The following is a 6,152-nucleotide window of genomic DNA, read 5'->3' as shown; positions in this document are numbered from 1 at the left end:
GACCTCGACCTGCTGCGCCCGATCTACTCCCTGACGGCGGCGTACGGTCACTTCGGCCGTGAGCTGCCCGAGTTCACGTGGGAGAAGACGGACCGCGTGGACGCGCTGCGAAAGGCTGCGGGGCTGTAAGCCCGTAAGCCGCGACGGTCTGACACGAGGCCCGGTGCCCCTCTGGGGGAGCCGGGCCTCGGCAGTTCACCGGCCTGATGCGTCCGGCGGTTGAGGTGGCTCGGGGTGATCGTGTCCCTTCGAGCTCGCCGGCAGTCGCGTGGCTGAGGGCGTGCCGTACGCCGTGACGGGCCGAGGTCGGGGAAGCGGCCCCCTCGGGTTCGGGCGGCGGCGGTTGTCAGTGGGGTTTGGTAAGAATGCAAGCGTGAGCAGCGAGAACGGGTCGGTGGACGGTGGCGCCGGGGGAGCGCGGCCCGAGCAGCTTGCGTTCATTCGGGAGAGTGTGCGGAAGGCCGAGGTGCCACGGGCCAAGCCCCGGACGTGGCGCGGGGCCGCGCTGGCCAAGGAACTGCCCGTCGCGCGGGTGCTGGTCGACAAGGGGGTGCTGCATCTCGACCGGTACTTCGACTACGCCGTGCCGGAGGAGCTCGACGCGGACGCGCAGCCCGGGGTGCGGGTGCGGGTGCGATTCGGGGCCGGACGCGGGCGGGTCCGGGAAGGGCGGCGTGAGGGTGGGGGGCTGATCGACGGGTTCCTCGTCGAGCGGCTCGCCGAGTCGGACTACTCCGGGCCGCTGGCGGCGCTGGCTCAGGTCGTCTCGCCCGAGCCGGTGCTGAGCGAGGAGCTCCTGGGGCTCGCCCGGGCCGTCGCCGACCGGTATGCGGGGAGCCTCGCCGATGTGGTGCAGCTCGCCGTGCCGCCACGCAGCGCTCGCGCCGAACAGCGGCCCTCTCCCGCTCCGTTGCCGCCGCCGGGGGTGCCCGAGGCGGGGACCTGGGGGCGGTACGAGCGTGGGGGCGCGTTTCTGGAGTCGCTGGCCTCGGGGGGCGCGCCGCGCGCGGTGTGGAACGCCCTGCCGGGTCCGGAGTGGAGCGAGGAGGTGGCACGGGCCGTCGCGGCGACCCTGGCCTCCGGGCGGGGGGCGCTGGTCGTCGTGCCGGACGGGCGGGCCGTCGCGCGCGTCGATACCGCGCTGACCTCGGTGCTGGGGGAGGGGCGGCATGCGGTGCTGACCGCCGACGCCGGGCCCGAGAAGCGGTACCGGGAGTGGCTGGCCGTGCGGCGGGGCTCGGTGCGGGCCGTCGTGGGGACGCGGGCCGCCATGTTCGCGCCGGTGCAGGATCTGGGGCTGGTCGCGCTGTGGGACGACGGCGACGACAGCCACAGCGAGCAGCATGCTCCCCAACCGCATGCGCGTGAGGTGCTGTTGTTGCGGGCCGCGCAGGACAAGTGCGGCTTTCTGCTGGGGAGTTGGAGTTGCACGGTGGAGGCAGCGCAGCTCGTGGAGAGCGGATGGGCGCGGCCGCTCGTCGCCTCGCGGGAGCAGGTGCGGGCCGTCGCTCCGCTGGTGCGGACCGTGGGGGACCAGGATCTCGCACGGGACGAGGCGGCGCGGGCGGCTCGGCTGCCCACACTCGCCTGGCAGGCCGTCAGAGAAGGGTTGCGGCACGGGCCGGTGCTCGTGCAGGTGCCGCGACGGGGGTATGTGCCGCGGATGGCCTGCGCCAACTGCCGTGCGCCCGCGCGGTGTCGGCACTGCGCCGGGCCGCTGGAGGGGCAGGAGCCCGGGGCGGCGCTGCGGTGCGGGTGGTGCGGGCGCGAGGAGGCGGCCTGGCACTGTCCGGAGTGCGGGGGGTTCCGGTTGCGGGCGCAGGTGGTGGGGGCACGGCGGACCGCGGAGGAGTTGGGGCGGGCGTTTCCGGCGGTGCCGGTGCGGACGTCGGGGCGTGAGCATGTGCTGGACACGGTGCCGGGGGCGCCGGCGCTGGTGGTGAGTACACCGGGGGCGGAGCCGGTCGCCGAGGGCGGGTATGCGGCTGCGCTGTTGCTGGACGGATGGGCGATGCTCGGGCGGCCGGATCTGCGGGCCGGGGAGGATGCACTGCGGCGGTGGATCGGGGCGTCGGCGTTGGTGCGGGCGCAGGGGGTCGGGGGGACCGTGGTGGTGGTTGCCGAGCCCACGCTGCGGCCTGTGCAGGCGTTGGTGCGGTGGGATCCCGTGGGGCATGCGGTGCGGGAGCTGGGAGAGCGGGCGGAGTTGGGGTTTCCGCCGGTGTCGCGGATGGCCGCGGTGTCGGGGGCGGCGGAGGCGCTGGCCGGGTTTCTGGCGGCTGTGGAACTGCCTCCGGAGGCGGAGGTGCTCGGGCCTGTGCCCTTGCCGGTGACGGGGGCCGCGGGGCCTCGGCGGGTGGGGGCGCCGCCGGTGGGGGAGCGGTGGGAGCGGGTGCTGGTGCGGGTGCCGCCGGGGAGGGGGGCGGCGTTGGCCGCTTCGCTGAAGACGGCGCAGGCTTCTCGGATGGCTCGGGGTGGGGGGGACGGGGTGGTTTGGGTGCGGGTTGATCCGCCGGACATTGGGTGACGGTGGGTTTTCAGGTGCGAGTGGGTGGTGGGTTTTTGGGGTTCCCACCCGCACCGCCCGTGCGGATTTCGTTGTCGGGTGCGGGTGGCCCCTGTGGGGGCGGAGCACCCGTCGGCGGCTGACTGCTGCGGCTGTGGGCATGCGTCTGCCCTCCCGGGAGCCGTGGGAGGGCAGAGGGGGTGGGGTGGGTCAGCCGTTGCGGGGGCCGGGGAAGGCTGTGGGTCTTGCCTCGTCGCGGAGGGCGGGGCTGCCCGCGGTGGGCTGGGTCGGCATGGAGCGGGCCGCGGGGACGGTGGGGATCGCCGGCACCGTGGGGATACCTGTGTTGACGCTGACCGCGCGGGTTCCCGTCGACTCCGTGGCGCGCTCGGCCTCGGCCGTAGCCTGGGCCGTGGCGCGGCGGGCACCGTAACGGCGGTGGACCGCCTGTTTGGTGACCCCGAGGGCGGAGCCCACCGCGTCCCACGAGAAGCCGAGCGAGCGGTCGAAGTCGACCGCGGCCGTCACCAGGGTCTCTACGCTGTCCCGCAGTTCCTGTGCGAGACGGACCGTCGGGGCGGGGGCGCGTCCGTAGACGACGAAGCCCGTGGAGGGGCCGGAGCGGCGCGGGCGGTAGACGTTGCCCAACTGGGCGGTCAGGGTGCGCAGCGCGTCCACCTGCCGGCGGACCCGCTCGATGTCCCGCACCAGCAAGTGCAGGCTGGCCCGAGCCTGGGCGTCGTGGGTTGCGTGGTCGGCCATGAACAAGCCTCTCGAACCGGCGTTGAAAAGGATCGGGCCGCGATCGCGGCCCGTTGTGGTCAACTCTTTCTTGACCAACGCGTGTGCGCTCCGCTGGTCACGCAGTGGGGGCGTACCGGCATATGCGTGCGCCGGGGGTGGGGGGTGTGCGCCGCGCCATAGACTTGTGCGTTGCCCGTCGTCACCCTCGCCCGAGAGGTCCTGCCCACCCATGAAGCTCGTCTTCGCCGGTACCCCCGAGGTCGCCGTTCCCGCTCTGGACGCTCTGATCGCCTCCGGGCGGCATGAGGTCGCCGCCGTCGTCACGCGGCCGGACGCACCGGCCGGGCGGGGGCGGAGGCTGGTCGCGAGCCCGGTCGCGGAGCGGGCCGAGGAGGCGGGGATCGAGGTGCTGAAGCCCGTCAAGCCGCGGGATCCGGAGTTTCTGGAGCGGCTTCGGGAGATCGCCCCGGACTGCTGCCCCGTCGTCGCCTACGGCGCCCTCCTGCCCCGTGTCGCCCTCGACATCCCCGCCCACGGCTGGGTCAACCTGCACTTCTCGCTGCTGCCCGCGTGGCGCGGGGCCGCTCCTGTGCAGCACTCCATCATGGCGGGCGACGAGATCACCGGGGCGTCGACCTTCCTGATCGAGGAGGGGCTCGATTCGGGGCCCGTCTACGGCACGGTCACCGAGGAGATCCGGCACACCGACACCAGCGGCGACCTGCTGACCCGGCTCGCCTTCGCCGGCTCGGGGCTGCTCGCCGCGACCATGGACGGGATCGCGGACGGCACGCTGAAGGCCGTACCGCAGCCGTCCGAGGGGATCACCGTCGCCCCGAAGATCACCGTGGAGGACGCACGCGTGGACTGGGCCGCCCCTGCCCTGCGGGTGGACCGGGTCGTGCGGGGGTGCCACCCGTCGCCCGGCGCCTGGACGACCTTCCGCGGTGAGCGGCTCAAGCTCATCCAGGTCCAGCCGGCTCCCGACCGCACCGACCTCGCTCCCGGCGCGCTGTCCGTCGGCAAGAACAGCGTCCACGTCGGGACGGGGTCGTACGGCGTCGAGCTGCTGTGGGTGCAGGCGCAGGGGAAGAAGCCGATGAAGGCCGCCGACTGGGCGCGGGGGGTCAGGATCTCGGAGGGGGAGAGCGTCGGCGGGTGACGCGGGCGGCGCGGTTTCCCTGCGGGTGCCGCGGGCCGGAGATACCGGCGCCACCCGACCCCCTCGCCTCGCGATCAGCCGGCCACGCGCCCCTCGCATCGGGACCAACGGGCCATGTGAGCCCCCGCGTCGGGATCAGCCGACCCCCGTGCCCTCCCCGCGGTCGGATCAGCCGACCCACGTGCCCACCCCCGGCTGCATCCCCAGTCACCGGCCCCCGTGTCCGTGAGTGGCAGATCTCGGCCCCTCGAAGGGCGTCGGTGCCCCCGGCGGACGTACGCTTGGGGAATATCCAGTCCTTACATCCGGAGCACCTTTTTCGTGAGCGACCAGCCCAGTCGGCCCCGTAAACCCGGCAAGCCCTACCGTCGGCCCCAGAAGGACCCCGTCCGCATCCTCGCCTTCGAGGCGCTGCGGGCCGTGGACGAGCGGGACGCGTACGCCAACCTCGTTCTGCCGCCGCTGCTCAGGAAGGCGCGGGAGAAGGGCGGCTTCGACGGGCGGGACGCGGCGCTCGCCACCGAGCTCGTGTACGGGACACTGCGGCGGCAGGGGACGTACGACGCCGTCATCTCAGCCTGTGTCGACCGGCCGCTGAGGGAGGTCGACCCACCGGTGCTCGACGTGCTGAGCCTCGGTGTGCACCAGCTGCTCGGGACGCGCATCCCGACCCACGCCGCCGTGTCTGCCTCCGTCGAGCTCGCGCGGGTCGTACTCGGCGACGGACGGGCCAAGTTCGTCAACGCCGTGCTGCGGAAGGTCGCTCAGGACGATCTGGACGGGTGGGTCGAGAAGGTCGCTCCGCCCTACGACGACGATCCCGAGGACCATCTCGCGGTCGTGCACTCCCACCCCCGTTGGGTCGTCTCCGCGCTGTGGGACTCCCTGGGCGGCGGGCGGGCCGGGATCGAGCGGCTGCTGGCGGCCGACAACGAGCGGCCCGAGGTGACCCTCGTTGCCCGGCCGGGGCGGGCCACCACCGAGGAGCTGCTGCGCGAGGAGGCCGCCGTACCGGGGCGCTGGTCGCCGTATGCCGTGCGGCTGGCGGAGGGCGGCGAGCCGGGGGCCGTCGACGCCGTACGCGAGGGCCGGGCCGGGGTGCAGGACGAGGGCAGTCAGCTCGTCGCGCTGGCCCTGGCGAACGCTCCTCTGGAGGGGCGGGACGAGAAGTGGCTCGACGGGTGTGCGGGGCCCGGCGGCAAGGCCGCGATGCTGGCCGCGCTCGCCGCCGAGCGGGGGGCCGTGTTGCTCGCCTCCGAGAAGCAGCCGCACCGGGCCGGGCTGGTCGCCAAGGCGCTCGACGGGAATCCCGGGCCGTATCAGGTGATCGCCGCGGACGGGACCCGGCCGCCCTGGCAACCCGGCAGTTTCGACCGGGTGTTGATGGATGTGCCGTGCACCGGGCTGGGGGCGCTGCGGCGGCGGCCGGAGGCTCGGTGGCGGCGGCGGCCGGAGGATCTGGACGGGTTCGGGCCGTTGCAACGGGAGTTGTTGAGCACCGCGCTGGACTCCGTCAGGGTGGGCGGGGTCGTGGGGTATGCGACCTGTTCTCCTCATCTGGCGGAGTCGCGTGCGGTGGTACAGGACGTGCTGAAGCAGTGGCCGGCCGCGGAGCTTGTGGATGCGCGGGCCTTGTTGCCGGGTGTGCCGGAGCTGGGGAAGGGGCCGGACGTTCAGTTGTGGCCGCATGTGCACGGTACCGATGCGATGTATCTGGCGATCATCCGTAGGACGGGCTGA

5 protein-coding genes are annotated in these 6,152 nt (G+C 73.8%); 4 read left to right on the top strand and 1 reads right to left on the bottom strand.

All coding sequences use genetic code 11. From position 1 onward, the window contains the following. Positions 1-129 (top strand): methionine adenosyltransferase domain-containing protein (locus tag AB0D34_RS38795; protein WP_362670765.1); only part of this gene is annotated, 129 nt, incomplete at its 5' end. Between the two features lie 244 nt (positions 130-373). Next, positions 374-2,527, top strand: a complete 2,154-nt coding sequence (locus AB0D34_RS38790; protein WP_362670749.1) for a primosomal protein N' — start codon at positions 374-376, stop codon at positions 2,525-2,527. Between the two features lie 189 nt (positions 2,528-2,716). Here the strand turns inward: AB0D34_RS38790 and AB0D34_RS38785 are convergent, their stop codons facing one another. Next, entirely contained in the window at positions 2,717-3,268 is a 552-nt protein-coding gene (locus tag AB0D34_RS38785) for a hypothetical protein (RefSeq protein WP_362670747.1), read from the bottom strand. Positions 3,269-3,479: 211 nt separating this feature from the next. On the opposite strand from AB0D34_RS38785, the gene fmt reads away from it, so the two are divergent. Beyond that, the gene (gene fmt / locus AB0D34_RS38780; protein ID WP_362670744.1) at positions 3,480-4,412 is read left to right on the top strand and encodes a methionyl-tRNA formyltransferase; all 933 of its coding nucleotides are present in this window, start codon (positions 3,480-3,482) and stop codon (positions 4,410-4,412) included. Positions 4,413-4,733: 321 nt separating this feature from the next. Then, positions 4,734-6,152: a transcription antitermination factor NusB gene (locus tag AB0D34_RS38775; RefSeq protein WP_362670741.1), complete on the top strand. Its 1,419-nt coding sequence runs from the start codon at positions 4,734-4,736 to the stop codon at positions 6,150-6,152.

Source organism: Streptomyces sp. NPDC048420 (assembly GCF_040651535.1).
Lineage (GTDB): Bacteria > Actinomycetota > Actinomycetes > Streptomycetales > Streptomycetaceae > Streptomyces.
Note: the sequence above shows the minus strand (reverse complement) of the source record. Positions and strands in the feature narration are given on the sequence as shown.

Bases quoted from the DNA above. Each gene is read 5' to 3' on its own strand.
- AB0D34_RS38785 (WP_362670747.1), bottom strand. From the start codon at position 3,268: ATGGCCGACCACGCAACCCACGACGCCCAGGCTCGGGCCAGCCTGCAC.
- fmt (WP_362670744.1), top strand. From the start codon at position 3,480: ATGAAGCTCGTCTTCGCCGGTACCCCCGAGGTCGCCGTTCCCGCTCTG.